This window comes from Undibacterium sp. FW305-107, assembly GCF_058788535.1.
Window position 1 is genome coordinate 177,065 of sequence record NZ_JBYTAV010000010.1, and the last position, 26,999, is coordinate 204,063.

At 51.2% G+C, this 26,999-nt stretch carries 25 protein-coding genes; 17 read left to right on the forward strand and 8 right to left on the reverse strand.

Going from position 1 to position 26,999, the window contains the following annotated elements; all coding sequences use genetic code 11:
* Positions 1–71: 71 nt before the first annotated feature.
* Complete coding sequence (locus AC3WQT_RS21925) at positions 72–950, forward strand: LysR family transcriptional regulator (protein ID WP_492707076.1); 879 nt, start codon at positions 72–74, stop codon at positions 948–950.
* Positions 951–969: 19 nt separating this feature from the next.
* Here AC3WQT_RS21925 and AC3WQT_RS21930 read toward each other — a convergent pair whose 3' ends face one another.
* The 8 genes from AC3WQT_RS21930 to AC3WQT_RS21965 all read right to left on the reverse strand — a co-directional run bounded on the left by AC3WQT_RS21930 (position 970) and on the right by AC3WQT_RS21965 (position 10,066).
* Positions 970–1,803 (reverse strand): DUF2145 domain-containing protein, encoded by an 834-nt coding sequence (locus AC3WQT_RS21930; RefSeq protein ID WP_492707078.1) that lies wholly within the window; start codon positions 1,801–1,803, stop codon positions 970–972.
* A gap of 11 nt (positions 1,804–1,814) precedes the next feature.
* On the reverse strand, positions 1,815–2,246 hold the full coding sequence (locus AC3WQT_RS21935) for a hypothetical protein (RefSeq protein ID WP_492707080.1): 432 nt from the start codon (positions 2,244–2,246) through the stop codon (positions 1,815–1,817).
* 204 nt (positions 2,247–2,450) lie between these two features.
* On the reverse strand, positions 2,451–4,511 hold the full coding sequence (locus AC3WQT_RS21940; RefSeq protein ID WP_492707082.1) for a M13 family metallopeptidase: 2,061 nt from the start codon (positions 4,509–4,511) through the stop codon (positions 2,451–2,453).
* Between the two features lie 537 nt (positions 4,512–5,048).
* Complete coding sequence (locus tag AC3WQT_RS21945; protein ID WP_492707084.1) at positions 5,049–5,945, reverse strand: sulfurtransferase; 897 nt, start codon at positions 5,943–5,945, stop codon at positions 5,049–5,051.
* A gap of 48 nt (positions 5,946–5,993) precedes the next feature.
* Positions 5,994–6,473, reverse strand: coding sequence for a GNAT family N-acetyltransferase (locus AC3WQT_RS21950; RefSeq protein WP_492707086.1), 480 nt, complete (start codon positions 6,471–6,473; stop codon positions 5,994–5,996).
* A gap of 228 nt (positions 6,474–6,701) precedes the next feature.
* A complete protein-coding gene (locus AC3WQT_RS21955) occupies positions 6,702–7,523 on the reverse strand; it encodes a LytR/AlgR family response regulator transcription factor (RefSeq protein WP_492707088.1) in 822 nt (273 codons plus the stop codon).
* 15 nt (positions 7,524–7,538) lie between these two features.
* Positions 7,539–8,666, reverse strand: coding sequence for a sensor histidine kinase (locus AC3WQT_RS21960; protein WP_492707090.1), 1,128 nt, complete (start codon positions 8,664–8,666; stop codon positions 7,539–7,541).
* A 158-nt stretch (positions 8,667–8,824) separates the two neighbouring features.
* Positions 8,825–10,066 carry a CaiB/BaiF CoA transferase family protein gene (locus AC3WQT_RS21965; RefSeq protein WP_492707091.1) on the reverse strand — a complete coding sequence of 414 codons (1,242 nt, stop codon included), beginning with the start codon at positions 10,064–10,066 and terminating at the stop codon, positions 8,825–8,827.
* A 47-nt stretch (positions 10,067–10,113) separates the two neighbouring features.
* Here AC3WQT_RS21965 and ugpQ point away from each other — a divergent pair, with 47 nt between their 5' ends.
* The 16 genes from ugpQ to AC3WQT_RS22045 all read left to right on the forward strand — a co-directional run bounded on the left by ugpQ (position 10,114) and on the right by AC3WQT_RS22045 (position 26,951).
* Positions 10,114–10,860, forward strand: a complete 747-nt coding sequence (gene ugpQ, locus AC3WQT_RS21970; protein ID WP_492707092.1) for a glycerophosphodiester phosphodiesterase — start codon at positions 10,114–10,116, stop codon at positions 10,858–10,860.
* Between the two features lie 102 nt (positions 10,861–10,962).
* On the forward strand, positions 10,963–12,036 hold the full coding sequence (locus AC3WQT_RS21975; RefSeq protein ID WP_492707094.1) for a MerR family transcriptional regulator: 1,074 nt from the start codon (positions 10,963–10,965) through the stop codon (positions 12,034–12,036).
* 47 nt (positions 12,037–12,083) lie between these two features.
* A complete protein-coding gene (locus tag AC3WQT_RS21980; protein WP_492707096.1) occupies positions 12,084–12,803 on the forward strand; it encodes an ABC transporter ATP-binding protein in 720 nt (239 codons plus the stop codon).
* The gene (locus tag AC3WQT_RS21985; RefSeq protein ID WP_492707098.1) at positions 12,800–14,194 is read left to right on the forward strand and encodes an ABC transporter permease; all 1,395 of its coding nucleotides are present in this window, start codon (positions 12,800–12,802) and stop codon (positions 14,192–14,194) included. Before AC3WQT_RS21980 ends, AC3WQT_RS21985 begins: the two co-directional genes overlap by 4 nt.
* A 6-nt stretch (positions 14,195–14,200) precedes the next feature.
* Entirely contained in the window at positions 14,201–14,992 is a 792-nt protein-coding gene (locus AC3WQT_RS21990; RefSeq protein WP_492707352.1) for an outer membrane lipoprotein-sorting protein, read from the forward strand.
* Positions 14,993–14,994: 2 nt separating this feature from the next.
* A complete protein-coding gene (locus tag AC3WQT_RS21995; protein ID WP_492707100.1) occupies positions 14,995–16,287 on the forward strand; it encodes a hypothetical protein in 1,293 nt (430 codons plus the stop codon).
* A gap of 146 nt (positions 16,288–16,433) precedes the next feature.
* On the forward strand, positions 16,434–16,754 hold the full coding sequence (locus tag AC3WQT_RS22000) for a hypothetical protein (RefSeq protein ID WP_492707102.1): 321 nt from the start codon (positions 16,434–16,436) through the stop codon (positions 16,752–16,754).
* 329 nt (positions 16,755–17,083) lie between these two features.
* The gene (alaS, locus tag AC3WQT_RS22005) at positions 17,084–19,696 is read left to right on the forward strand and encodes an alanine--tRNA ligase (protein WP_492707104.1); all 2,613 of its coding nucleotides are present in this window, start codon (positions 17,084–17,086) and stop codon (positions 19,694–19,696) included.
* The gene (locus AC3WQT_RS22010) at positions 19,693–20,211 is read left to right on the forward strand and encodes a GNAT family N-acetyltransferase (RefSeq protein ID WP_492707105.1); all 519 of its coding nucleotides are present in this window, start codon (positions 19,693–19,695) and stop codon (positions 20,209–20,211) included. Before alaS ends, AC3WQT_RS22010 begins: the two co-directional genes overlap by 4 nt.
* Positions 20,212–20,218: 7 nt before the next feature.
* Positions 20,219–20,737 carry an NUDIX domain-containing protein gene (locus tag AC3WQT_RS22015; RefSeq protein ID WP_492707107.1) on the forward strand — a complete coding sequence of 173 codons (519 nt, stop codon included), beginning with the start codon at positions 20,219–20,221 and terminating at the stop codon, positions 20,735–20,737.
* 336 nt (positions 20,738–21,073) lie between these two features.
* The gene (locus tag AC3WQT_RS22020; protein ID WP_162042138.1) at positions 21,074–21,301 is read left to right on the forward strand and encodes a sulfurtransferase TusA family protein; all 228 of its coding nucleotides are present in this window, start codon (positions 21,074–21,076) and stop codon (positions 21,299–21,301) included.
* A 482-nt stretch (positions 21,302–21,783) separates the two neighbouring features.
* Positions 21,784–22,536, forward strand: coding sequence for an electron transfer flavoprotein subunit beta/FixA family protein (locus tag AC3WQT_RS22025; protein WP_422953018.1), 753 nt, complete (start codon positions 21,784–21,786; stop codon positions 22,534–22,536).
* A gap of 88 nt (positions 22,537–22,624) precedes the next feature.
* Positions 22,625–23,554: an electron transfer flavoprotein subunit alpha/FixB family protein gene (locus AC3WQT_RS22030; RefSeq protein WP_492707110.1), complete on the forward strand. Its 930-nt coding sequence runs from the start codon at positions 22,625–22,627 to the stop codon at positions 23,552–23,554.
* A gap of 103 nt (positions 23,555–23,657) precedes the next feature.
* Entirely contained in the window at positions 23,658–25,448 is a 1,791-nt protein-coding gene (locus AC3WQT_RS22035) for an acyl-CoA dehydrogenase (RefSeq protein ID WP_492707112.1), read from the forward strand.
* A gap of 238 nt (positions 25,449–25,686) precedes the next feature.
* Positions 25,687–25,923 (forward strand): hypothetical protein, encoded by a 237-nt coding sequence (locus tag AC3WQT_RS22040; RefSeq protein ID WP_492707114.1) that lies wholly within the window; start codon positions 25,687–25,689, stop codon positions 25,921–25,923.
* Positions 25,920–26,951, forward strand: coding sequence for an extracellular catalytic domain type 1 short-chain-length polyhydroxyalkanoate depolymerase (locus AC3WQT_RS22045; protein ID WP_492707116.1), 1,032 nt, complete (start codon positions 25,920–25,922; stop codon positions 26,949–26,951). Before AC3WQT_RS22040 ends, AC3WQT_RS22045 begins: the two co-directional genes overlap by 4 nt.
* Positions 26,952–26,999: the final 48 nt, after the last annotated feature.

Below are 26,999 nucleotides of genomic sequence, written 5' to 3' on the forward strand. Positions count from 1 at the left end.
CAGTGTATTTTTTATGTATGTAGAATAAAATTACTAAATAAATACAAATAATGTAGATAAAAATTACAAAGATGAATGATATAAACCTGCAAGAATTACTCTGCTTGAATGCGGTCGCGGAAGAGGGAAGTTTCCAGGCTGCTGCTGACAGATTGCACCGTACTCATCCGACGGTTTTCAATGCAATCAAAAACCTCGAAAACCGCCTGGGTTTGCGCTTGCTTGATCGCAGTGGCTATCGCGTCAGCCTGACGGCGGAAGGCAGGTCATTTCATCTCAAGACCAGGCAGGTGCTTGATCATGTCGTTGCCTTGCAAAAACATGCGCAGTTTCTGGCGGCGGGGGAAGAGACCGAACTGCGTGTCGTTATCGGCGACCTGTGTCATCTGCCAGATACGCTGGCCAGGCTGAAGCGTTTTTTTGATGATTGCCCTGGCACCCGATTGCATTTGCAGTTCGAGACGCTGACCGGTCCTGTCGAGCGCCTGATGGATGGTGATGCAGACCTGATTCTGCATCATATCAATGAAGCAGATGTGCGCATGGAATTCATCAGGCTGGGCAAGGTGAAACTGATACCAGTAGTGGCACCAGGTTTTTTAAAATTTGCCATTCATGATGCGATCACGACCGAACAGATGCGCGACTATGTACAGTGCATCTTGCGTGATACCGCCACCCATACTCAACATCGTGAATATCATTTGATACCGGGCGCACATAGCTGGACGGTCAGTGACCAGTTCATGAAAAAAGAGTTGATACTGCAAGGCATGGGTTGGGGCAATATGCCTTACTACCTGGTGCAGGACGAGCTTGCAGATGGCAGGCTGTTGTCGATACGTGGGCGTTATTTCAAGGAGAGTGAATTGCAACTGGTGGCAGCCCGTCGCAGCGACGTCATGCACGGGCCAGTAGCCGCCCGCTTGTGGACATATCTGCAATCCTGAGTTGGGCGGACGTGTTTGTTCAGGGTTGACCAATCACGAATTTTTGTGCCTTGGGGTCTCTGCCCATCATGAAACGAACGATGGACTCCACAGTCACGGTGTCGATTTGCCCGGCCATGCGGCGGTCAAACGGATGGTCGTCGAATGCTACGTTGGCGCGGAACATGCGTGCACCCAGACGTGTCAGGGAAGGGATGTAGATGGTGTCAGGTCTATAGGATGCTGACTTCAGCCATGCTTGTGCCTGCATGCGGTTTTCTATGCGTACGTCATTGGCTTGTGCCGCTGCGATAACTTCGAGGGCCCACTGATTCGAGTTTTGATAAGTGGTGGAGTAAGCATAGGACAACATATTGTAGCGTGGCGCATGCAAGTTCTTGGCGCGGCCGTCAGCCATCACTTGTTGTATTTTCTGTTGCAGTTCAGTGTTGGGAATAAGGACCAGGGTTTCAAAGGCGAACATGTCGTCCATGAAAAAATTACCCAGACCTTCCCTGAATAATTCTGAATTGGCTGTGCCACACTGGTTCAGTTCATGCATGACAGACCAGGTACCGTCTGGCAGACGCTCTATCAAACCGAGGTGGGAATAGCGTAAATTATACTTGGACAAATCCTGGCCAACGCGGGCGATGATGGCAACGTTGGCCTGGCTTTCATCCAGTCTGATCTGGGTTTTGTGCGCAAACTCCAGCGCCTGCATGACTTTCTTTGGATCGTAACTATTTTCCTCGCAAGGGCGACCGGCAAAAGCCGGTGCCGTGCAAGCAAGTGTGATGACGATGAATAAACGCTGTATCAATGGTAGCAAATTAGTCAGCGTTACCGGGGAAGTCAGTGAGTGTGTGCGCATATTAAATTTGATCAGACCTTGTTGTGATGCATCAGGGCAGTGCCGATTTCATTCGGGATGAACGCCAGCACCTTGCCTGCACTGACCAGCAGATAACCAGTCGCCGTGGCACTGACCTCTACTACTGCACCGCTGACCAGACCAACTTTTTCTATGCCCTTGCCAGATAACCTGACTGTAGTGCTGACAGCCTGGGTAGAGCCTTTGAGTACAACAGTCACGCCATCGGCACCAGCCTTGACCGTATCAACGATCATCTCGCCTGATCCTGCCACCATGGAAAAGCCGCCGAGCATGATGATGCCTACACCCATGGACAGAGCTTCAGAGCCACCAGATGGCCCGCAAGAGATGCAGCCACGGCCAGCGTGTGCAGAAAGTGGTAACAGGCTGCTCGCGCACAGGGCGGCAATCAGAGCGATTTTGCGAATTGATGCTGACATGAAGTTTCCTTGTATGTAGAAAGTGACTCTACAATAATATAAGACCATAGAATCACAAGCTATTTGTCGTCAGTAGCAAATAGTTACAGAAGAGGTAGTGGAATTTAATACCAGAAATTGGTTTTTTCAGGAAAATAGATACTGATGCGCCAGCTGCCATGCCCTTTGATAAGAGCAGGGCAGGTGGCGTGAAGATGATGTTGATTACCAGATACTGACACGCTTGTCCGGTGTCAGATACATTTTGTCGCCAGGTTTGACGTCAAAAGAAGTATAAAAATCAGGATGGTTGACCAGGCTGCCGTTGACGCGGAATTCGCCTGGGGAATGCGGGTCAGTCTTGATGAGCGTAATCGCACGTTGCTCGCGTGACTTGCCACGTCTGGCTTGTGCCAGGCCCATGAACAGGCGTTGCTCAGCTGTCCAGCCATCAATCACAGGCGCAGGTTTGCCTTGCAAGGATAGTTTGTAGGCGCGCAATGCCATGACGATACCGGCATTGTCAGCAATGTTCTCACCCAGGGTCAGCTCACCATTGAGGAAATGGCCAGGTAAGGGACTGTATGCATTGTATTGCTCTACCAATACCTTGGTTTTTTTCTTGAATTTTTCCTGGTCTTCGGCTGTCCACCAGTTACGCAAATTGCCGTCACCATCATACTGTGCGCCCTGGTCATCAAAGGCATGGCTGATTTCATGGCCTATGGAAATGCCCAGTGCACCATAGTTGAAAGCGTCTTCTGCATTCACATCAAACAGGGGCGATTGCAGGCGTGCTGCCGGGAAGACGATTTCATTCATCTCAGGGCTGTAATAGGCATTCACTGTTTGTGGTGTCATATGCCATTCTTCGCGGTCTATGGGTTTACCCAGTTTGGCAACTTCCCTGTCATGACGTGCCTTGCGTGCGCGCATGAGGTTGCCGATCAGGTCATCGCTCTTTATCGTCAGGCTGGAATAATCACGCCATTGTTTTGGGTAGCCTATCTTGACGCTGATTTTGGATAGTTTGATTTGCGCCTGCTTCTTGGTTTCCGGGCTCATCCAGTCCAGTGTGTCTATGCTTTGTTTGAAAGCTTCGAGGAAATAACCCACCATTTTTTCTGTGCGCTGTTTGACTTCAGGTGAGAAATATTTTTCGACATAGGTTTTTCCTACAACTTCACCCAATACCTGATCAGTCAGCGCCACGCCACGTTTATCCCGCGTACGGTTTTCCTTGATACCTGCAATGGTGGCACCTTTGAAGGCAAAGTCTTCGTTGACGAAGTCAGATGACAGGAAAGGGCTGTATGCGCTGATCAGGTGCCAGGTGAAATAAGACTTCCAGACATCCAGCGTGAAGTTGTTCAAGTTGTCGTCAAAGCCCTTGATGTAACTCGGCTGCGATACGATGAGATCATTGACTTTGCCATGCATGTGAGCGGATTGCAGATAGGCTGTCCAGTTGAATGCCGGAGTCATCTTGTTCAAATCACTGACGGCCATTTTGTTATAGGTCTTGACCGGGTCGCGGTTTTCTACTGCTGTCCACTGTACCTTTGCTATAGCAGTTTCCAGGGCGATGATATTGTCGGCTTGTATGGCAGAATTTTTTTCGCCTGCCAGCGTCAGCATTTTTTCTATATGTGCTTTGTATTTTGCGCGGATGTCTGCCATTTTTGCGTCATCCATTTTCAAGTAGTAATCGCGATTTGGCAAACCCAGCCCAGCTTGGGCGACATCAACAGCATATTGACTTGAATTTTTATTGTCCTGGCCAATACCCACACGTATCGGCGTGTTGACACCTATCTCATGCAAATGAGCAATCAGGCCAGGTATGGCCTTTTTGTTTTGCATTGCTGCAATCTTGCCGAGTTCACTTTTCAGTGCTGCAATACCCAGGGCATTAAGTTTTTCTTCATTCATGAAGCTGTTGTAGAGGTCACCGATTTTCTGTGTATCTGATCCTGCTACTTTATTGCTTTCTTTGGCAGCACTTTCAACGATGGTGCGCAATTGCTGCTGCACATCCTCACGCGCTTTCATGAAAGTGCCCCAGTCAGATTTGTCTGCCGGGATTTCATTGGCCGTTAACCATGCACCTTGCGCATAGCGATAAAAATCATCCTGAGCACGTACGGCCTTATCCATGTTTTCGGGATAGATGCCAGAACCAAGGGCAGTCGCTTTGGCAACGACTGTGGCTGGGCTGGGGTCTGCTGCCTGGGCTGCATTGGCCAGCAGGCTGAGGGCGAGAGTGCTAAGTAGTAAGCGTTTCATAGGAAGTCTCTGGATAGGATGTTTTTTGTCTGAGCAGGCGCTCTTGGATTATAGAACTACTAGAACTCATTTCATAAATAGGATGAGTGCGAACAAGACGATTTGGGATGCAGTGCAAGGCGTGACCCGCTGCTAAGGCTGGTGCCTTAGCGAGGGAGGGGTGACACACAGCGCACTGCAATGCGCCCAAATCGTCAGTTCACCAAGGGTTTGCCTCATAACACACGCTGGACTGCAGGTTTTGACAATTCGACTCGTGATCAATAGCACCGCTATTGACTGCCTCGTTCCCTTGCAGGGCGCATGTGCGCTTGCAAGCGCACATCGTACGCAGGCGTGCAGCATGCTGCACGAAACCCCTGCTTTACCCTTGCCAGCCCGTGTTATGAGACAAACGCATCTCACCCTATTTATGAAATGAGTTCTGAAAGAATAGACTGATCGAAACTGGCGAAGTTCATTGCAGAAAATAAAAAAAAGCATTACCGCTGTAAACAGTAATGCTTTTATCTGAAAGAGTTATTTGAGCAGGTTTGACTATTGGGCAATAGTGGTTTCTGCTTCGGTTGCGCCGGTGGATTCTTTCTTGCAATGCGGGCAAGACTTGCCAGAGATATACCACGGTGACAATTGCTCACGGGGTGTGACAACGGCACGGCAGGCAAAGCATTGCTTGGTATCGGTGGCTTCCAGTTGCGGGTTCAATGCCGTGCGATAGTCAAACACAAAGCAGTCGCCATGGTAGTGATCACCACCCACTTCTTCAAAATACTTGAGTATGCCACCTTCAAGTTGGTAGACACTCTCGAAGCCAACATTCTGCATGTGAATGGCCGCTTTTTCGCAACGTATGCCACCGGTGCAAAAAGTCACTACGGTCTTGTCATTGAGTACATCGCGATTGGCTTCAATCACAGCCGGAAATTCAGTGAATTTGGCAATGCGGTAATCGATGGTATTGTCAAAACTGCCAACATCAACTTCAAAATCATTGCGGGTATCGACCATGACCACGGCTTTGCCATTGTCGTCATGACCCTGGTCCAGCCAGCGCTTCAGCGTGTGGGCATCAACGGCAGGGGCACGGCCTTCTTCAGGCTTGATCAGCGGCATGCGCATGGTGATGATTTCTGCTTTCAGCTTGACCAATATCTTGGTGAAGGGCTGGTGGTCAGAAAAACTTTCTTTGGCGACGATGTCTGCAAAGCGCGGATCCTGGTGCAGCCAGTCCATATACGCGTCAATCTCATGGCGCAAACCGGCCAGGAACATATTGATGCCTTCTGGCGTCAGCAGTACCGTGCCTTTCAGATTCAGTTCCTTGCATTTGTCCAGAAATACCTGGCGTTTTTCAGCGGTGTCATCGAAGGTGATGAACTTGTAGGCAGAAATATTGACGTAGGGTTTATCGGGTGTTTGTATTACAGCAGGCATGATGAAATTCAGTAAGTCATTGATTTGGCAGCATTATAAGCGATTTAATCAGGCTTTTGCGACCAACAGCATCTCGATATGGGGAATATCGTCTTCCAGATAGATGTCAGAAACCGTCTCAAAACCAAAGCTGCCATAAAATTTTTCGAGGTAAGCCTGGGCACCGATACGGACAGGGGCAGTAGGGTAGAGCGCATGCAAAGCCTTGATGCCATTTGCAATTAAAGCTTTGCCAACACCCGTGCCGCGCCAGTCTTTGGTGCTGATGACGCGGCCAAGTGACGCCTCATCAAAGCTGATGCCTGCCGGGACTATGCGCAGGTAAGCTGCCACTTCGCCTTCTGGCGTCCATGCTGTCAAGTGGTGTGACAAAGGGTCTTTGCCATCCACATCTTGATAGACACAGTTTTGTTCAATGATAAACACGGCAGCCCGCGCCTGGTAAATCGCATGCAATTGCACATTACTCAATTCGGCAAAGCTGGCGCATTGCCATTGCAAATCGTTTAAGTTTTTTGGATTTGTCATAGTCGCTTTTCTGTATTTTGAAAGCATCTTATCAGGCCTTGCGCAAAATTGTCCCAGCAAGGGTATCGCTTCAGGAAACCACCCTTGCAAGCGCGGTTCGTTACGTCGGCAGGCAACGTGGTGCCTGAAACCCCGACTACACCGTAGCGACGAAGACAGTACTTTAGTGCAAGGAAAGATTAACGCGGGAGCTGCAACGCAGCTGGGGCGGTTTTGCGTAAGTCATGATTACATCTGTCTGAACAAATGTGCGTATACCCTGCTAACCTGCAGTTTGTCCTCACTACCTTTGAGTTTGAGACTGATTTTGCCAGTTTCATCCTTGTTAGCGATTTGTATATGCAGGGTATTGACGACGGTGCTGCGGTGGATTTGCCAGAAGATGCTGCTGTCCAGTTGTGGCAATAATTCACGCAGGCTGCTGCGTATCAGGGATGAATGCTCTCTGGTGACGACATTGATGTATTTATCGGTCGCTTCAAAATACAGCACATCGTCGACATTGATCATACGTATCTGGTTGCCGACGGCGGCGCGGATAATACGCAGGCGTTCTGGCGCTGCCTGGTTGCTGTTGCTATTTCCTCCTGGTAAAGCCTGGCCTGGCACGAGGTGGCGTAATTGTTCGAGCACACGATCCAGTTCATTTGGCCTTTGCACGCCGTCATCCAGCCTTGCTTGCAATCTTTGCACAGTCTTGGCCAGGCGTTCTTCGCTGACTGGCTTCAAGACATAATCAGATGCCGAATGTTCAAAGGCTTCTATCGCATATTCATCATAGGCTGTGACGTAGACGATGAGAGGGAAGGCTTTGTCATCCGGCCATTCTTCGGCCAATTCTTGCGCGACATCCAGGCCAGTTTTGCCTGGCATTTTGATGTCGAGGAAGAGGATATCGGGCAGCTTGTCGAGAGCCTCCTGTACCGCATGTACACCGTTTTCAACCACTGCACATAGCTGCAGCTCCGGCCAGAGTTTTTCCAGCATTTTTTGCAGGGTCAGTGCGAGTATGGGTTCGTCTTCTGCGATCAAGGCACGTTTGGCTGTCATGGTTATCTGGATTATTTAATTGATAGGGATGCTGAGGTGTGCAATCGCACCTTCAGGCTGATTGGCTTTCAGGCTCAGGCTGGCTTGTGGACCATATAAGGCTTGCAGGCGCTCACGGATATTGGCGTTGCCTATGTTATTCGCTGTGCTACTGGCATTTTTGCTGTCGTCATAATTGAAGGGCAAGCCCAGGCCTGTATCAATGACTTTCAGGTGCAATTGTGAACCTTGTTTTTCTGCGACGACATGGATGCTGCCGCCTTCCATTTTTGGTTCCAGCCCATGCTTGATGGCGTTTTCCACCAGCGGCTGCAAGAGCATGGGGGCGATTGGGGTTTGTTGTAAATCGTCGGGTAAATCCAATGTATATTGCAGGCGCTTGCCCATGCGTATCGCCAGCAATTCCAGATAGGCTTGCATGAGCGTGAATTCCTGCTTCAGCGTGGTTTGTTCTGCGCGGGACGAGCTTAAGGTATTGCGCAGATAGACGATCAGTTGTGCCAGCATGTGTTGGGCACGCGGCGGGTCTATCGCGATCAGGCCTTGCAGATTGGCCAGGGTATTGAACAGCATGTGCGGTTCTATCTGTGCCTGCAACATTTGTAGCTGGGCTTGCATGGCCTGCTTTTCTATGGCGGCATTCTTGGCTTTTTCGGCTTCGGCGGCGGCTTGCAATTCTGAAATCCTGGCACGGCTCCAGAATGACCAGGCAGCGATCAGGCTGACTATGCAAGTCATGCCAATAGAGCTGATCAGGTATGGCGACTTAAGCTTATTAATATCCGGGATAGGGTAATTGAATACAAAGGCGGCGACAGACATGCCTACCATCAAAGCCAGGGGGGCCACCACCACACACATGAGGTAGAAACCAATGGTGTTTGGTGTCCCTGCACCCCAGAACAGTCGCTTGAATATCTTGATCAGCAAATAGGCTGAAAAGCCGATGAACATGGAGAATACGACATGTTCAAACAGGCTGCCCCGGGCATGCAGGAGATATTGAACGGCAAAGCCGCAAGCAAGGTTGATGGTCAGCAGACGCGGCATATCACCAATAACACCTACCAGGCTCTGGTAATGTTCAGGCTTTAATTTTGACTGCAAATAAGTCTGGAGTTGACGCAAGGGCTTATTATTCATTTCATCATGTGTTGAGAGATATTTGTATTGGCAGCTTAGCCCGACTATTGCTCAAGCTATAGTTGAATAAGACAAAGTGGATGTTTTTGTCGTAAAGCCAGCCAAATCTGGCGCGAGCTAGCGCAAGTCAAGGCTGCCAGAATACGGCAGCATATCCTTTAAATAATATTCCTGGCTTTCAATTCATCTAATTGTTGCTCGCCATAACCCAGTACATCGGTCAGCACTGATTGAGTATGTTGCCCTAATAGTGGTGGTGCAGACGCATAGGTGACCGGTGTTGCCGACAACTTCATCGGGCTGGCTACCAGTCTCACCTGGCCGGCGGCGGGGTGGGGCAGGTTGATCTGCATCTGGCGTGCAAGTACCTGCGGGTCTTCAAATACCTCATTGAGTTTATTGATGGGGCCGCAAGGCACGCCAGCTTCTTCCAGCAGGCTGATCCATTCCTGCTTGGTCTTGAGCCTGACCATGTTTGCCAGTATGGGTACCAATACATCCCTGTGTTCAACACGCTGTGGATTGGTGCTGAAACGCGGGTCATCTGCCAGCTCAGGCAGACCACCTATCTGCACAAATTTTTTATATTGACCATCATTACCCGCTGCCACGATGATGTGGCCATCTGCCGTCGCAAAGGTTTGGTAAGGCACAATATTCGGATGCGCATTGCCCCAGCGCTTGGGCGCATTGCCACTGGCCAGGTAGTTCATATTCATATTGGCCAGCATGGAAACTTGCACGTCCAGCAAGGCCATGTCTATGTATTGGCCTTCCCCCGTCCTGTCCCTGTGGGTCAGGGCAGCCATGACAGCGATGGTAGAGTACATGCCCGTCATCAGGTCAGCAATCGCCACACCGGCTTTTTGCGGGCCACCACCTGGCAAGTCATCACGCTCACCCGTCAGCGACATGAAACCGCCCATGCCTTGCACGATGAAGTCATAGCCAGCGCGGTGGGCATAGGGGCCGTCCTGACCAAAGCCAGTGATCGAGCAATACACCAGGTCAGGCTTGACGAGTTTCAGGGATTCATAATCAAGACCGTATTTTTTTAACTGGCCAACCTTGTAGTTTTCCAGCACCACATCAGATTTGGCTGCCAGCTCACGGATGATTTGCTGACCTTCAGGTGTGGCGATATCCACTGTAATGGCTTGTTTGCCGCGGTTAGCCGCCAGATAATAAGCTGCCTCAGTGGTGTTATTGCCTTCTGCATCGCGCAAATAAGGCGGCCCCCAACTGCGGGTGTCGTCGCCACTGCCTGGTCTCTCAACCTTGATGACTTCTGCCCCCAGGTCGGCCAGGTTTTGTGCACACCAAGGGCCAGCCAGTACCCGCGTCAGGTCCAGCACGCGGATATGGCCCAGGGCAGTTTTTTGTAGCGACGAGCTTGTCATCTTGGATTATCCTATTAACATTATTTTTTAGCTTGAGAGGAGCGCATATGTGGCCCTATCCTAAAGTCATCGCCCACCGTGGCGGTGGTACCCTGGCGCCAGAAAATACTTTGGCTGCGATGCGTTGCGGATGGGAGCACGGTTTTGCTGCCGTGGAATTTGATGTCATGTTATCAAAGGATGGCGTCCCTGTGCTCATGCATGACCCTGAATTTGGCAGAACCGTGGCGGGCAGTGGTCGTGTGGCCGACACTTTGATAGCAGATTTGCAGAAGATGGATGCTGGTAAATGGTTTTCAGCGCTATTCGCAGGAGAGCCTGTGCCCCTGTATGCAGACGTGGCCAGGTTTTGCCGCCAGCATGGTATCTGGATGAATGTGGAAATTAAACCTTCTCCGGGGGCGGAAGAAGAAACCGGCAGGGTCGTGGCTGAACAGACGCAAGCCTTGTTCGCTGATGTTGCAGTCGTTGACGCCTTGCATTTGCCGTTGTTTTCTTCTTTTTCGTTCAGTGCCCTGATGGCAGCAAAGTATGCTGCACCGACCATCCCACGCGGTTTCTTGATGGATAAAATTACGACCGACTGGAAGGCTGCTCTGCAAGAACTGGCAGCCAGAGCTTTGCATACCAACCACAAATACCTGGCGCCAGAGCAAGTCAGGGAGGTCAAGGATGCTGGTTATGGTGTGTTTTGCTATACCGTCAACAGCCCGGAACGGGCGACGGAAATATTGCATTGGGGGGTAGATGCCTTTTGTACAGACAGGCTGGATTTGATACCGGCAGATTTTTGATTGTCGACAAGGCAATTTCAATTGCTGAAAATTAATGCCTGAAATTGCTTGACTCTGACGTAAGGTGAGACTTTATGATAAGCCTTTCTAAAAGGGCAAGCAATGTTACTCAAGATAGGCGAACTGGCAAAGCGCATAGGCCTGACTATCCGTGCGCTGCATCATTATGAAGAAATAGGGCTGGTGCAACCGTCTTCGCGCACGGCATCAGGTTATCGTTTGTATAACAAGGATGATGTCGCCCGCCTGCACCGCGTGCAGGCGCTACGTGGCCTCGGGCTGTCACTGGCAGAGACACGCGATATGCTCAATGGTGGGGGCGCAGACTTGCGTCAGTTGATACGCCAGCAGATGTGCGCCATAGACAGACAAATTGCTGATGCTAATGATTTGCGCGAGCGCCTGGCTACACTTGAAGACAAACTGTCTTCAGAAAAAGAACCGGAACTTGATGAGTGGCTGACTACTCTGCGCCTGATGACGACACAGCGTCAGTATTTCAGTGCAGAAGAAATTGCCATCTTTCAAAAACGGGCAGCACAAAGCGATTTTAAGCAGCAGTGGCCCAAACTGGTGGCAGCCGTGCGCAGCCTGATGGAAAACGGCATACCTGCAACTGATATACAGGCCAAAAATCTGGCGCGCGAATGGGTAGACTTATGCAAGACCAGCATGGGCGATGATCCGCGTTTCTTCGCCAAACTCAGCAACATGCACAGGACAGATTTTTCTGCCCAGGCCATCACCGGTATCGATGGTGAACTGCTCGATTTTATTTTGCAGGCTTTGCATGAAATACGCTGCGATGTCTTTGCAAATTATCTGGATCAGGATGAATTGCAGCATTACCGCAAACATGGCCAAAAGAATATGCAGGAATGGCTGACTACTTTTGCAAGTACCCGGCAACTGATGGAAAGCAAGCCCGCACCCGGCCACCCCGACATCATGAAACTCATGCGCCACTGGCAATGGCTGATTGCTGACACCTGGGGCACGGACCCCGCTACGCATCTGAAAGTCCAGACTGCCCACGAGCAGCATCCAGAGATGCTGGCTGGCAGTGGTTATACAACAGACATGAAGCAATTTGTCGAGCAAGGCATGCTGGCCTTAATGGTCAGTGATATGTCCGCCAATCTGTCCACCAACATGCCGGACCATGCCGCCCGCTGACAGCACTTAAAAAATTTCATCATTTATCTTTTCATAACGGAGTAACTATGTATCCCGTAGTACTGAAGCAAGTCATGAAAACCTATCACCTCGATGCGGTCGATGTACCCGCGCTGGTCGATATCAACCTGCAATTGCGGGCCAATTGTTTTACCGTCATTTCCGGCCCTTCGGGCAGTGGCAAGACGACCTTGCTCAATCTCATCGGTTGCATAGACCGTGCTGACAGCGGTGAAGTGATCGTCGCAGACCAGGCCGTACATACGATGTCTGATGATGCGCTGTCAGATTTCCGGGCACGTCACCTGGGTTTTATTTTCCAGAACTTCAATCTGTTGCCTGTCCTTAATACCTATGAAAACGTTGAATATCCCCTGATCCTGGCCAAGGTCGCTGCAGGTGAACGCAAGAGGCGTGTGCTTGACCTGCTCGATGCGGTGGGGCTGGCAGACCGGGCGCAAAACCTCCCGGGTCAATTGTCCGGCGGCCAGCGTCAGCGTGTGGCGATTGCCCGCGCACTGGCAACTGAACCCAAGCTGGTATTGGCCGATGAACCAACGGCCAACCTCGACAGCCAGACCGGTGCCGCCATCATCAGCCTGATGCGCAAGATGCAGCGTGAGCGTCATGTTTCTTTCGTGTTCTCTTCGCATGACCCGCAGGTACAGGCGGAGGCAGACGACACCGTGTTCATCCGCGATGGTCGTATCGTGAGTGTAGAGCGCCAGACAGAACAAAAAAATGAAACGATGGAGTTGAATGCATGAAGACTTTTTCCCTAGCCCTGCGCAACCTGCTCAGGAACCGTCGCCGTTCATTGACAACATTGCTGGCCATGGTGGTGGGCCTGACTGCCATCCTGTTGTTTGGTGGTTACCGCTCAAATATTACTTATGGCATGGAAACCGGTTTTATCCAGGGCAGTGGCCACTTGCAAATCCAGCGTCAGGGTTATTTCCTTGAAGGTGGTGACAACCCTACCGCCTATGGTATTGCCGATTACCAGCACATTATCGAACTCGTCAAGCAGGACAAAGAACTGGCCCCTATGCTGGTGGTGGTGACGCCCACGCTGCAGCTTGGTGGCCTCGCCGGTAATTTTTCTGCCGGTGTTTCACGCTCAGTACTGGCTTTAGGTGTTGTTGTGCCCGAACGCAACCAGATGCTGAACTGGAATGACTATGGCATGCAAAGCTATGCAAAACCCTTGCCTTTGAATGGCAGCAATCCAGATGCAGTCGTCATAGGCGAGGGAGTGGCACGCAAGATCAAGTTGTGCAAGACCCTGCAAATACCTGACTGCAAGCAGGATGACACACCGGCTACCCCATCAGACAACAGCACGCAGGCACCTGGCGATATTGCGGCACTATCAGCGCTGGAGCAGGGCAATACCGTCAAGGAAGAGGGTACCCGAATAGAAATGCTGGCAGCAACTTCACATGGTGCGCCCAATGTCGCCAGTCTCAACGTCATCACTGCCCGGAACATGGGTATCAAGGCACTCGATGACGTGTATATGGCCATGCATTTGAGCCAGGCGCAAAAACTGATCTATGGCACTGGCAAAGCACAGGTGACAGCGATACAGATACAGTTGAAACATACCTGGCAGATACCGGCAGCGCGCGCTCGTCTGCAACAGTTGCTGGATCAGAATGTCAAGGGGCAGACACTGGAATTGCTCGACTTCAAGGTGCTCAATCCCATGTATGGCCAGACTGTGCAATTCATGAATTCCATGTTCGGCTTCATTTCCATACTGATAGGCGTGATTGTCCTCTTCACTATCGGCAATACCATGAGCACAGCCGTGGTAGAGCGCACGGTAGAGATAGGCACCTTGCGCGCCATGGGTTTGCGCCGTTCCGGCTTGCGCAGGCTGTTCCTGTGTGAAGGTGTGCTGCTGGGTGCGATAGGCGCGGTATGCGGTCTGCTTGGCTCGCTCGTGATTGCCTATCTGATCAACAATAGCGGTGCGGCGTGGACACCACCTGGTTACTCCTATGCCTACCTGATACAGGTGCGCGTATGGCAAGATATGCCTTTGCTGATAGGCAGTGTCATCGGCCTGTTGCTGGTGACAGTGATCTCAGCCTGGTTGCCTGCGAACCGGGCGTCGAGACTGATGATTGTTGATGCGTTGAGGCATGTATAAGGAATGATGATGAAAACTTTAAAGATCTATACAGTTTTTCTTGCCGTAGCTGGCCTGATGCTGGGGGCTGTTCGGGTTGCTCAGGCAGCCCAAAGCCCGCAAGAGATACTGGCTGCCAGTGATGTGGTGCGCAACCCCGATTATCCGTTTGGCCTGACCAATACCCTCATCGAATACCGTGCTGGCAAACAGACTGACACCAGCACCCTGTCCATCTATTCCAAGGCTGACCCCAACAGCGGCCAGTTCCGCAGTCTGATACGCTATGTTGCACCAGCCAGGGACGCCAACAAACTCATCCTGTTCAGCGGCAAGGACTTGTGGTTTTACGACCCGAGCAGTAAGGCCAGCATACGCATGTCACCGCAACAGCGCCTGCTGGGACAGGCATCGAATGGTGACGTGGTCACCGTCAACCTGGCCAAGGATTACCAGGCCGTGAGTGCGGTAGAAGAAGACACCCAGGACGGTGACCGCCAGACCAAGCATTGCAACAAACTGAGCATGAACGCCAGCACGCCGGACGCTACTTATCATCATATCGATATGTGGATAGAGACCGGCAATAATCATCCGGTCAAGGCAAAGTTCTATACCGAAAGTGGCAAGCTGCTCAAGACCGCCTATTACCGCCGCTATGAAAAGCAACTGGGCATAGACAGACCGACAGAAACCGTCATCATTGATGGCCTGGACCCAAGCTGGGTCACGGTGATGCGTTACTCCAACCTGGTCAAACGTGAAGTGCCTGATCAATGGTTGCAGCGCGATTACCTGCCACGCTTCAAACCGGAATGACGATGCGCCATAAACCATCTTCATTCAGACTCAGTATTTGCGCCTTGATGGGTTTGCTGGCACTGAACTCTTATGCCCAGCAAGACCCCGACCTTGATGCGCTGAAAGTCGCTGACCAGATGCCCAATACGGTTGAGCAAGCCAGCAACTGGCGTCTGTTTGTTGAAGCCGGGGCAGGGGTAAACCGTGCGCGTCTCGGTGGCGGGAGTCAGCAATTCCAGCGTCTGTCGCTGGACCTGCAATATGACAATACCTTTGCGCCAGGCTGGCGTGCGGTTCTGTCTGATCGCCTGGATGTGAGCTGGCCACCACAGGCCGCTGGGTTGTCACATGACATCAATACCATCAAAGAGGCCTACCTGAGCTGGCAGGTGCAGACTGATCAGATACTGGACCTGGGCCGCATCAATGCGCGTAATGGCGTGGCGCTGGGTTACAACCCCACGGATTATTTCCGCACTTCTGCCTTGCGGTCTGTGGTGTCGGTGGACCCTGCGAGCCTCAAGGAAAATCGCCAGGGCAGTGTCATGCTGCGCGGACAAAAGCTGTGGAGTGGCGGCTCTTTGACTGCCTTGTACTCTCCCAGACTGGCTGATGCGCGCAACTATTCCAGCTTCAATCCTGATGTCGCCGCAACCAATGATCAGAACCGTTGGTTGCTGGCCCTGAGTCAGCAAGTGGTGGACGGTATTTCACCACAAGCCTTGTTGTACAAATCAGAAAAACAGCCTGTGCAATTCGGCTTGAATCTGACGGCTCTCCTCAATGATTCCACGGTGGTATTTGCCGAATGGTCGGGCGGGCGCAGCCAGTCCAACCTGATGCAATCAATGCGGGAAACCGGATTGAATTATCCTGACGACAGCGCGTTCCGCAATCACAGCGCGACTGGTTTGACCTATACCACCAGCAACAAGATATCAGTCACCGTAGAACTACAATACAACGGCGGCGGCCTGGATCAGGAAAAGTGGAACAATCTGGGGCAGGTTTCACTGCAAAGTTATGTGATCTATCGCCGCTTTCTGCAAGGAGTACAAGAGGCACCGGCCAAGCGCAGTGTATTTGTCTATGCAAGCTGGCAGGATGCGCTGATCAACCATCTGGACCTGGCTGCGATGAGCCGCTATGACCTGGCCGATTCCAGCCGCATGTCATGGCTGGAGGCCCGCTACCACCTGAAACACACAGAGTTCGCCTTGCAATGGCAACGCAACAGCGGCAAGAGCCTGAGCAATTACGGCGCTGCACCGCAGATGCAAAGCTGGCAATTACTGACACGCTATTACTTCTAGAGATGCAGTGGCTGGCCGTTACGAGTTCTTACATCGATTACATTTTTGCTGTCATCGGGAAAAGCGACGGTCTCGTTATTGGCGCATGGGCAGTATGCTCATGCTACACATTCATTTAGCTCAGATCATTCTTAAGAGGAAAAACCATGAAATCCATCAAATTCGCTACTGCTCTTGTTGCTACCCTCATCGCTGGTTCCGTTTTCGCACAAACCAATACTCCGAATATTGATAAACGCCAGGAAGTGCAACAAAAGCGCGTTGCCAAAGGTATGGAAAGTGGTGCATTGACCGCGCAAGAATCCGCCAACCTGGAAAAACGTGAAGCCAAAATCGAAGCCGACAAACAAGCAGCCAAAGCGGATGGCGTTGTCACCAAAGCTGAACGCGCGAAGCTTGAACACGAAGAAAACCGCGCGAGCAAGAAGATTCGTAATAAAAAACATAATGCGAACGTAGCTGGATAAGCCTCTGCTCTCTGAATCGCAGGCCACCACTAATGCTGGTGGCTTTTATTTTTTCAAAAAGACAATGTTATCTTCAGCAATTGCTGTACTCGTTACTATGCTGATGACGATAAAACAACGATAGTCTCTCAGGAATACTTTGTAATTTCCTCCTGATTTTCTCTGTGTCTCCGTGCCTCTGTGTTGAGAGGTCTTCTATTTTTAAACAGATTTTTCAACAAACTTGCCCATCTGCTACCACCGACCATAGATATCGGGCTGAATTTATACCGTATAATCGGCGGTTACAACTGTTATTACACCCATTTTTCAGCTTAGAACCATCATTTATGAACTCGTCAGAAATCCGCGATAAATTCCTCAGCTTCTTTGAATCCAAGGGCCATACCCGTGTGCGCTCTTCCAGCCTGATACCTGGCAATGATCCTACCTTGCTGTTCACCAACTCCGGTATGGTGCAGTTCAAGGATGTATTCCTCGGCCAGGACAAACGTGCCTATACCCGCGCCACGACAGCGCAGCGCAGCGTGCGTGCCGGCGGTAAACATAATGATCTGGAAAATGTGGGTTACACCGCGCGTCACCATACTTTCTTTGAAATGCTGGGTAATTTCTCTTTCGGCGATTATTTCAAGAAAGATGCGATTCATTACGCATGGGAATTGCTGACCACAGTTTATGGCTTGCCAAAAGACAAGCTGACGGTCACCGTCTATCAGGAAGATGACGAAGCCTACGATATCTGGAAAAACGAAATCGGCGTACCAGTAGAGCGTATCATCCGCATTGGCGACAACAAGGGTGCACGATATGCATCCGACAATTTCTGGCAAATGGCTGACACTGGTCCTTGCGGCCCTTGTACCGAAATTTTCTATGACCACGGCCCGGAAATCTGGGGTGGCCCTCCAGGTTCGCCAGATGAAGACGGCGACCGTTTCATTGAAATCTGGAACCTGGTATTCATGCAGTTCAACAAGGATGAAGCTGGTGTCCTGAATCCTCTTCCTAAACCATGCGTGGATACCGGCATGGGTCTGGAACGCCTGTCTGCAGTTTTGCAGCATGTGCATTCCAACTATGAAATCGATACTTTCCAGAACCTGATCAAGGCAGCTGCGCGCGAAACCGGCTGTACTGATCTGGAAAACAATTCCCTGCGCGTGATTGCTGATCATATCCGCTGCGCAGGCTTCCTCATTGTTGACGGCATCATTCCTGGCAATGAAGGCCGTGGCTATGTGCTGCGTCGTATTACCCGCCGTGCTTTGCGTCATGGTCACAAACTGGGGCAGAGCCAGCCTTTCTTCTACAAGCTGGTACCTGATCTGGTCAAGGAAATGGGTGTTGCCTATCCTGAGCTGGCGGAGGCGGCAGAGCGTGTTGCTCAAGTTTTGAAGCAAGAAGAGTTGCGCTTCGGTGAAACGCTGGGCAATGGCATGAAGATACTGGAAGCAGCACTTGCCAAAGATAGTAAAAATCTGGATGGCAAAACAGCCTTTACCTTGCACGATACATATGGATTTCCACTTGATCTGACGGCAGATATTTGCCGCGAGCGCAATGTTGTATTAGATGAAGCAGGTTTCCACGAAGCTATGCGCAAGCAAAAAGAAAGTGGCAAGGAAAATAGCGAATTCACAATGGCTGCCGCCATTGAATACAGTGGTGAAAAAACAAAATTCGTCGGTTACGATCAATTACAACATGAAGCTAAAGTGATAGCCCTGTATGTTGATGGCACTGCTGTCAATGAAATCAAGGCAGGCCAAAAGGCAATCGTCGTCCTTGATACAACACCTTTCTATGCAGAATCAGGTGGCCAGGCTGGCGACTCTGGTGTGTTGGTTGGCGTGGATGGTGCAGTGTTTGAAGTGAATGACACCAGAAAAATCCAGGCAGACGTATTCGGCCATCACGGCGTATTGAAATCTGGCAACCTGGTTATTGCACAGAATCTTAAGGCAGAAGTGAACCAGGAAATCCGCGCACAAACCATGCGCAATCACTCCGTCACGCATTTGATGCACAAGGCCCTGCGTGAAGTATTGGGCAGCCATGTCTCACAAAAAGGTTCTTTGGTGGACGTGGAAAAAACCCGCTTCGACTTTAGCCATAATGGCCCTATGACTGCCGATGAAATCCGTCAGGTGGAAACCATCGTCAACCGTGAAATTTTGACGAACGCAGCTACCCAGGCGCAAGTCATGGCTTATGACGATGCGGTCAAGCATGGCGCGATGGCATTGTTCGGCGAAAAATATGGTGATGAAGTACGTGTACTCGACATCGGTACTTCGCGTGAGCTCTGCGGTGGTACTCATGTATCCCGCACTGGCGATATCGGCCTGTTCAAGATCGTTGCTGAAGGTGGCGTAGCTGCCGGTATCCGCCGTGTTGAGGCCGTGACGGGTGAAGTTGCGTTGACGCTGGTACAAAACCTGAACAGCCGTATCAATGAAGCTGCAGCGGCCCTGAAAACTCAGCCAGAAGAACTGACGCTGCGTATCGGCCAAGTGCAGGATCATGTCAAGGCTTTGGAAAAAGAACTGGCCACGCTGAAATCCAAAATGGCATCCAGCCAGGGCGATGACCTGGTGAACCAGGCGGTTGATGTCAAAGGCATCAAGGTGCTGGCGGCTACACTTCAAGGCGCAGACGTGACAGCCCTGCGTGAAACCATGGACAAGCTCAAGGACAAGCTGAAGACAGCCGCCATCGTGCTGGCAGCCGTCAATGACGGTAAGGTCAGCCTGATTGCCGGTGTGACTGCGGATACCACATCCAAAGTCAAGGCGGGTGACCTGGTCAACTTTGTAGCGCAGCAGGTCGGCGGCAAAGGTGGTGGCCGTCCTGACATGGCGCAAGCAGGTGGTACGGATGCCAGCGGTCTGACAAAAGCCTTGGAGGGTGTGACTGAATGGGTAACTTCTCGTCTATGATACATATACGCCGTGCTGAAGTTTCAGATGCGGCTCAACTGCAGAGGGTGTTTGCCAGCGGCGGCACCTATGCGGGTACTTTGCAACTGCCACATCCTTCATTAGAGATGTGGCAGGAGCGGCTGGAAAAGACTGATCCCAAAGACACCCGTCTGGTTGCCATCTATGATGGCGTAGTGGTTGGCTCTGCCAGTCTGCATCTGGAAAAGGCCCAAAGGCGGCAGCATGTCGCCAGCCTGGGTATGGGGGTGGCAGATTCATTTACCGGGCGCGGGATAGGTACGGCCCTGTTGACTGAATTACTGCATTTGTCAGATAACTGGCTTAATGTATTGCGCATAGAGTTGACCGTGTTTTGCGATAACACTGCTGCCACCCGTCTGTATAAAAAATTTGGCTTCGATATTGAAGGCACCATGCGGGCTTATGCTTTTCGCAATGGACAATATGTCGACAGCTATGCCATGGCACGTATGCATCCCAGGCAGGCGATGATACCGCTGAGGGAAACCTGAGGTCAGCATGGAAATGAAGTTTTGCCCGGTATGTGCAATATCCCTGATAGAACGTCCCGATGAACAGGAAGCAGGCAAGCTCAGACTGGCCTGTCCTGAGGGGCACTGGACCCATTGGGACAATCCCCTGCCAGTGCTGGCAGCCCTGGTCGAATTTGAAGACAAGATACTGCTGGCTCGCAATGCTGCCTGGCCAGAAAACACCTTTGCCCTGATCACCGGCTTCATGGAGCGCGGTGAAACCCCGGAGCAGGGTGTGGCTCGCGAACTCAAGGAAGAAACCAATCTGGATGCCGATGAAATCACCCTGATTGGCGTCTATGAATTCATCCGTAAGAATGAACTCATCATTGCCTATCACGTCAAGGCATCTGGTACAGTCAGTCTCTCGCCAGAATTGCTTGAATATCGTCTCATAGAGCCCGAAAAACTCAGGCCCTGGAATGCCGGTACCGGCCATGCCATGGCCGACTGGATGCGCAAGCGTGGCCTGGAACCCGTGTACAGAGAGTGGGAAAGTAAATAGCTTGGGTCTTTTGCAATGCAAAAAGAATTTGCAAGCTATCAGACCAAGTGCATGGTTTTTATGTGTAATTGCTAATAAAAAAACCAGTTTAACAATTGTTTTGGTGAAATACCTTCAATAAGTAAGTCAGGAGTAAGTTTACTGTCTAAGATGAGAGTGTGGGCTGTAGACGAAGATTCTTTGGTTTTGCACCATTTTCGTGCGGAAACTTTGTAAAATATTTGGTCTTTTGTTGTTAGTCTGCTGCGATGCACCATGTGAATGAAAATTCCGGTAGAATTGGTGCATCAATTGTCGGGCGAATTAGCTTACTCAATTTGTATTACTGGGGAAATCATGCAATTCAATAAAGAACTGGATGCGCGCGGACTGAACTGTCCTCTTCCAATTTTAAAAACCAAGAAGGCGCTGGCCGAGATGCTCACTGGTGAAGTGTTGCATGTGCTGGCGACTGATCCTGGCTCGGTGAGGGACTTCAAGGCCTTTTCCAAGCAAACCGGCAATGAACTGTTGTCGCATCAGGAAGGCAGCAAAGAGTTTGAGTACTTCATCAAACGTAAATAAGCCTGACCTGCCTGCTTGCCCATCGGCAAAGCAGCATACAAAAACCCGCAATCCTGTTGCGGGTTTTTTCGTTTCTATAATTAATTTTCCTTTAATTTCGCTCTTTATTTTCCACTTATTTCCTACCTGATGCAGCTGGAATCAGACTCATGCTCGAGCGTAATTCAGATTCGATTAGACATTCTGCTCTAGCGGCAAAGTGGATTAAAAAGAACGCTCGTGCTAAATTGTGCAAAATCTTGATGTTTTCGTTTTATAATCAATAGAATTTACGTATACGTCAATTTGCGGAGGCGAAAGCGCAGTAATATAAGAAGCTTAATTGAGTACCCTGGGCAGTAAGGGCTGTACTTAATGCAGAATCTGCACGCTTCCCGGCCTCGCAAGCAAAGTGATGGAACGTCAGGCAATAAATTTTCAGTATCAAGCTTTAAAATTTGTATCAATTCGGTATTTCCCCATTAGCTCATAAAGGCAGAACTATGAAAGTCCTGGTACCAGTCAAACGCGTCGTCGATTACAACGTCAAAGTACGTGTCAAATCTGATGGCTCTGGCGTTGATATCGCCAACGTCAAAATGTCCATGAACCCATTTGATGAAATCGCTGTTGAAGAAGCAACCCGCCTGAAAGAAGCGGGCGTGGTGACAGAGGTTATCGCTGTTTCTTGCGGCGTGGCGCAATGCCAGGAAACCCTGCGTACAGCCATGGCGATTGGTGCTGACCGTGGCATCCTGGTTGAAAGCGATGCAGAACTGCAACCGCTGGCTGTGGCCAAATTGCTCAAGGCACTGGCTGACAAAGAACAACCACAACTGATCATCCTCGGCAAACAGGCAATTGATGATGACAGCAACCAGACTGGCCAGATGCTGGCAGCTCTGCTGGGTTGGCCACAAGCGACTTTCGCCTCCAAAGTCACGGTTGCTGATGGCAAGGCCACGGTCACTCGTGAAGTAGACGGCGGCCTGGAAACTCTGTCCCTGACACTGCCAGCCATTATCACTACAGATTTGCGTTTGAATGAGCCACGTTATGTGACTTTGCCTAACATCATGAAGGCCAAGAAAAAACAACTGGACAATGTCAAACCTGCAGACCTGGGTGTAGACGTTGCTTCCCGCGTCAAGACCTTGAAAGTAACTGAGCCACCAAAACGCAGCGCCGGTATCAAAGTACCTGACGTAGCGACCCTGGTTGCCAAGCTGCGCAATGAAGCCAAGGTTATTGGCTGATTGGTTTCAGCTTTCATAAAGACAGAATTTAAGAATAATTTTTGTTGTCGGGATATTGACCCTGACAGCACATCAAGTGGAAGACATCATGACTACACTCGTCATCGCTGAACACGACAACGCTGGCCTCAAGGGCAGCACATTGAACACTGTTACTGCTGCTGCACAATGCGGCGCAGATGTACACGTACTGGTTGCTGGCCACAATGCTGGCGCAGTTGCGCAAGCTGCAGCACAAATCGCAGGCGTTGCCAAAGTATTGCATGCAGATGCAGCGCATTTTGCTGATGGCCTGGCAGAAAACATTGCCGAGCAAGTCCTGGCAATTGCATCTGGCTACAGCCACATCCTGGCACCGGCAACTGCCTATGGCAAAAACATTCTGCCACGCGTTGCTGCCAAGCTTGACGTATCGCAAATTTCTGAAATCACCAAAGTAGACAGCCCTGACACTTTCGAGCGTCCTATCTACGCTGGTAACGCCATCGCGACTGTGCAATCGACAGATGCAATCAAGGTCATCACTGTGCGTACAACAGGCTTTGATGCTGCTGCCAATGGTGGTTCTGCTGCTGTGGAAACTGTTGCTGCCGTTGCTGATTCTGGTAAATCTGCTTTCGTTTCTCGTGAAGTGGCCAAGTCTGACCGTCCTGAACTGACAGCAGCCAAAGTCATCGTTTCCGGTGGCCGTGGCATGGGTTCTGGCGACAACTTCAAGATTCTGGAGCCATTGGCTGACAAGCTGGGTGCTGCCATGGGTGCATCCCGTGCTGCGGTGGATGCTGGTTTTGTACCGAATGACTGGCAAGTGGGCCAAACCGGCAAGATCGTTGCACCTACGCTGTATATCGCCGTCGGTATCTCTGGCGCGATCCAGCATTTGGCCGGTATGAAAGACTCCAAAACTATCGTCGCTATCAACAAAGATCCAGAAGCACCAATCTTCTCGGTAGCTGACTACGGCATCGTAGGCGATCTGTTTGATATCGTTCCACAGCTTGTAGCTGAATTAGGTTAATTTTTTGGCCGCTGCGGCGGCCTGACGGGGCAGGTAAGCGGTTTATCGCATCATTCAGGCGATCTTCCTGACCTGCCCCTTTTTCTTTTTTTGGGATACAAAAATGAGCTATGTTGCCCCTGTCAAGGACATGCTGTTCCTCATCAACGAACTGGCTGGTCTGGCGGAAGTCAATGCCTTGCCTGGCTGTGAAGATGCAACGGCAGAAACCGTAGAAGCTGTGCTGGAAGAAAACGCCAAGTTTGCCGGTGAAGTGGTCGCCCCTTTGAACTTCCCTGGCGACCTGGCACCCAGCTACTGGAAAGACGGCGAAGTCTTTACTAGCAAGGGCTTTAAAGAAGCCTTCAAGATGTTTGGTGAAGCAGGCTGGCAGGGTGTGCAGCATCCGCAAGAATTTGGCGGCCAGGGCCTGCCCAAGCTGGTGGCAACACCGTGCATAGAAATGCTCAATGCAGCAAGCATCTCGTTTGCCCTGTGCCCATTGCTGACCGATGGCGCGATTGAAGCCTTGCTGACCGCAGGCAGCGACGAACAAAAAGCCATCTACCTGGAAAACCTGATTTCCGGCAAATGGACAGGTACCATGAACCTGACCGAGCCACAAGCCGGTTCTGATCTGGCAATGGTACGCAGCCGTGCCGTGCCACAAGGCGATGGTACTTACAAAGTATATGGCACCAAGATTTTCATCACCTATGGTGAGCACGATATGGCAGAAAATATCGTCCACCTGGTGCTGGCCCGTACACCGGACGCACCAGAAGGCGTCAAAGGTATTTCCCTGTTCATCGTGCCAAAATTCCTGGTGAATGCCGATGGCAGTCTGGGTGCGCGCAATGATGCACACTGTGTATCGATAGAACACAAGCTGGGCATCAAGGCCAGCCCGACTGCGGTATTGCAATTCGGTGATAACGGCGGCGCGATAGGTACACTGGTTGGCGAAGAAAACCGTGGCCTTGAATACATGTTCATCATGATGAATGCCGCCCGCTTTGGTGTTGGCATGCAGGGTATAGGCGTGGCAGAACGCGCTTATCAAAAGGCAGTGCAATACGCCAAAGACCGCGTGCAGTCACGTGATCTGGCAGGTTCCGCTGGCCCGGTTGCCATCATCAACCATCCTGATGTACGCCGCATGTTGATGTCCATGCGTGCCCAGACTGAGGGTGCACGTGCGCTGGCCTATGTTGCCGCTGCTATCAGCGACTTCGCCCATCATCATGCGGACGCAGCAGTGCGCAAGGCTAACCAGGCCAAGTATGAATATCTGGTACCCATCGTCAAAGGCTGGTCCACAGAAATGTCGCTGGATGTCACATCAACTGGCGTGCAGGTGCACGGTGGCATGGGCTTCATCGAAGAAACCGGTGCTGCACAACACTATCGTGATGCCAAGATTCTGACGATATACGAAGGCACGACAGCCATCCAGGCAAATGATCTGGTAGGTCGCAAGACTTCACGCGATGGCGGTGCTACCGCTAAAGCCTTTATCGCCGACATGCGCGCGACAGAAGCGCAACTGACGGCTATTGGTTCAGTTGACATGCTGGCGATACAGCGCCAACTGACAGCCGGCACTGCAGCGCTGGAAGGTGTTGTTGATTATGTCGTCACCAATTTCAGGCAAGACATCAAAGGCGTGTTCGCTGGCAGCGTCCTGTATCTGAAGCTGGCAGGCATCGTTTTCGGTGGCTGGCAAATGGCGCGTGCTGCCATCATCGCCCAGCAAAAACTCGATGCAGGCGAAGGCGATGCCGCCTTCCTGAAAGCCAAGATTGCTACCGCACGCTATTTTGCTGATCATATCCTGTCTGCAGCGCAAGGCTTGCGTTCAGCAATTGTGGATGGTAGTGCCGGTGTCATGGCCTTGTCTGAAGACCAGTTTTAATGATCACTGTAGTAAGTTAGATTTTCTGTTGAAAAAAGGCTCATTCATGTGAATGAGCCTTTTTTTCATGGCGACATCCTGTTTGTTTCCCCTCTCTTGACTGATATCCTTCAAGCCCTGTGTGCGTTAGCGCATAGAGACTTATCGCATACGCCTTTACCATCACAGGTGAGTCTTTGTTGTGCCCGCTTTCAATGCTGCCTGCCCAGATCGTGTGTCCCCGGATAAGGAGTATCCAATGCAACAAACTGTCGCTGAGTTTTTGGTTGCCACCTTGCACGTGAAGAAATCAGGCAAGCTGAAAAATGGCTTGCGTCAGTTATTGGTGGCCAGTGGCTCCGCAGCCCTGAATGTGTTTATCGCCCCTTCAGAGTTGCTCCATGCCGCATATATATCCGGACCAAATTTGGCGTTTTGGATTGGCAAGGGTAAAAAAATCCTTGCTGTTCACACGTGGCGGATAAGCCATACATGAGTAAACGCATCAGCACGTCGCCATGGAACAAATCCTTCAAAAGTGCCCTGCACAAGATGGCAAAAGCGGCGTCGCGGACTGGTGTCAGCGCAATCAAAAAGACACTGGCGGCCGTCGTACCAAAAACAGGCAAACGTAAACCAGCCAAGCCAAAAAAATCAGTATCAATTTCCAGAGCTAAATTGTCTCCGGGGATGACGACCGGCATGGCTGGCTTGCGGCGTTATCACTTATACCGGCCACCGGGAATCGGGCGCACTGAACGCCTGCCACTCATGGTCATGCTGCATGGGTGTCTGCAAGATGCCGCGGCATTGGCTGCCAGCAGCAAGATGAATCAACATGCTGCACGCAAGCGCTTTCTCGTGCTTTACCCTGAACAGGAAAAATTTTCTAACGCCCAGACTTGCTGGAACTGGTATGACACGCGTTCAGGCCGGGCACAACGCGAGGCTAAATCCATTGATGCGGTGATTGATCAGGTGTGCCTGTTGCAGCCAGTAGACCGGCAGCGCATTGCCGTGGCGGGGCTTTCTGCCGGGGCCAGCATGGCAGCCCTGCTGGCCTTAAGTCATCCGGCAAGGTTTCGGGCGCTGGTCATGCATTCGGGCGTTGCCACCGGGCTTGCGCATTCTTCAGCAACGGCCATCATGGCAATGCGCGGACGCCGTCTGGACGCGGCACAGTTGCCAGCCGGGATAAAGCTGCCTGCATTGCTGGTGATACAGGGCAGCAAAGACCGCATCGTCTACCCCGTCAATGGTGTACTGGTAACCCAACAGTGGGCGACCCAGGCGGGCGCGAAAGCGGGCGAGCCTCGTACCATGCAACGCGGCGTGCGTTATCCGGCGACTATTACCGACTATCGTACTCAAGGGCGAATTATCGTCAGCTTGTGCGAGGTAAATGGACTGGCTCATGCCTGGAGTGGCGGTGCCGCAGGCCATGCCTACAGCGACCCTAAAGGGCCCGATGCGTCTGGCATGATCTGGGCGTTTGCCAGCAAGCAGTTTGCATATCCATCCTGATCAATCCTGCTGTCTGTTGCACAGATGCATCTCCTGCTTTTATCTGCA